Below are 1,943 nucleotides of genomic sequence, written 5' to 3'. Positions count from 1 at the left end.
GCCATGCGTGGATGGGGCCGCACGCGCACCCGGTAGATCCACGCCATGCGTGGATGGGGCCGTACCTATACACACAAAAAACCCCGGGCATCCGCATGCCCGGGGTTCTCATCCACGCACGGCGTGGATCTACACGTCGGCCGGGGTGAAGCGCGGCATCGCCGCGGCGGCACCTTCCTTCTCGGTGGAACGACCGGCGAACTGGTTGGCGAAACGCACATGGCGGGCGAACGGCGCATCCGGCACCTGGGCGATGGACGCCGCCAGCGCGCCGTTGAAGGCATCGCCGGCACCGGTGGTGTCGATCGCCTGCACCTGTTCGGCGCCGACGCGGTAGTACGGCTGGGTGTCGCCGCGCAGGTTCTCGTCGGCGTGCGAAACGAACACGCCCACTGCACCCAGGGTGACCACCACGGTGCCATTGCCGACCAGCTTGCGGCACAGCGCGTGCAGGCTGGCACCGTCCAGGGCGGCCACGTCGTCGGCATCCACCCGCTCACCCACATGGCGGCCGAGCAGCGAAGCGAACTCGGTCTCGTTCGGGGTCAGCACATCGGCCAGCTTCAGCAGGCCAATGCTGGACGGTGCGTCGGCCGGTGCAGCGTTGAGCACGGTGGTGACACCGGCTTCGCGGGCCGCAGCCAGCGCGGCTTCAATCGTCTGCACCGGCGATTCCAGCTGCACCAGCACCACCCTGGCACCGGCCAGCAGTGCCTGCTGCTGTTCCAGGAACGCGGTACCCAGTGCGGCATTGGCGCCGGGGCCGATGACGATGGTGTTGCGGCCACGGGCATCGACATAGATGCCCGCGGTGCCGGTCGGCTCGCTGCTGGCCTCGGCGATCAGCGCGAAGCCATCCTGCGCGGCCAGGTCACGCGCCGTCGCGCCACCGGCGTCATCGCCCAGGGCGCACACGAACGTGGTGTCGGCGCCGGCCCGGCAGGCGGCCACGGCCTGGTTGAAGCCCTTGCCACCCGGGCCGGTGCTGTAGCGGCCGGCAATGGTCGCACCCGGCGCCGGCAGCGCTTCGCACCGCCACACGTGATCGACATTGAAGGAACCGACGACAACGACACTGCTGCTCATAGGGGATTTCTTCTCAAACAAGGGTTCAACTGAAGTGCGTCAGCACGCCGGCGATGGTCGCCGTCATGAAGGTGGCGATGGTACCGCCCAGCACCGCGCGCAGGCCGAACTTGGCCAGGTCGTGGCGACGCTCCGGGGCCAGGCCGCCGATGCCGCCGATCTGGATCGCGATCGAGCTGAAGTTGGCGAAGCCGCACAAGGCGTAGGTGGCGATCAGGCGGCCCTCGTCGGACAGCGACACGCCGGCGATCTGGCCGTTCACGATCTGCGACAGCTCGGTGTAGGCCACGAATTCGTTGATGACCACCTTCTGGCCGATCAGCGAGCCGACCGTGGTGGCATCGGCCCACGGGGTACCGATGACCCAGGCGATCGGGGCCAGCAGGTAGCCGAAGATGGTCGACAGGTTGGTCGGCTTGCCGAGGGCGGCGGCAAGGCCGGTGACATCACCGATCCAGGTCAGCGGGGCGTTAAGCATGGCGATCAGGGCGATGAAGGCCAGCAGCATCGCGCCGATGTTCAGCGCCAGCTTCAGGCCGTCACCAGCACCGGCGGCGGCCGCGTCGATGATGTTGCTGGAGGTCTTTTCGACTTCCATCTTCACCGTGCCGCGGGTCAGCGGGGTGCCGGTTTCCGGAATCAGCAGCTTGGCCACGACCAGGGTGGCCGGCGCCGCCATGATGCTGGCCGCCAGCAGATGCTTGGCGTAGAAGGCCTGCTGCGCCGGGTCGCCGCCGCCGAGCATGCCCACGTAGGCGGCCAGCACGCCGCCGGCGATATGGGCCATGCCGCCGATCATCATGGTCAGCAGCTCGGACTGGGTCATTCTGGCGATGTACGGGCGCACGGTCAGCGGC

At 68.4% G+C, this 1,943-nt stretch carries 2 protein-coding genes; both read right to left on the bottom strand.

Translation table 11 applies throughout. From position 1 onward, the window contains the following. Window positions 1-129: 129 nt before the first annotated feature. On the bottom strand, window positions 130-1,086 hold the full coding sequence (locus ACQKDV_RS16525) for a ribokinase (RefSeq protein WP_427785165.1): 957 nt from the start codon (window positions 1,084-1,086) through the stop codon (window positions 130-132). Window positions 1,087-1,111: 25 nt separating this feature from the next. After that, window positions 1,112-1,943: NupC/NupG family nucleoside CNT transporter (locus ACQKDV_RS16520; protein WP_427785163.1), on the bottom strand; the 832-nt coding region annotated here is incomplete at its 5' end.

It is taken from the genome of Stenotrophomonas sp. NPDC077659, from assembly GCF_050268705.1.
Taxonomy (GTDB): Bacteria; Pseudomonadota; Gammaproteobacteria; order Xanthomonadales; family Xanthomonadaceae; genus Stenotrophomonas.
This window is presented reverse-complemented; position numbering and strand designations above follow the sequence as displayed.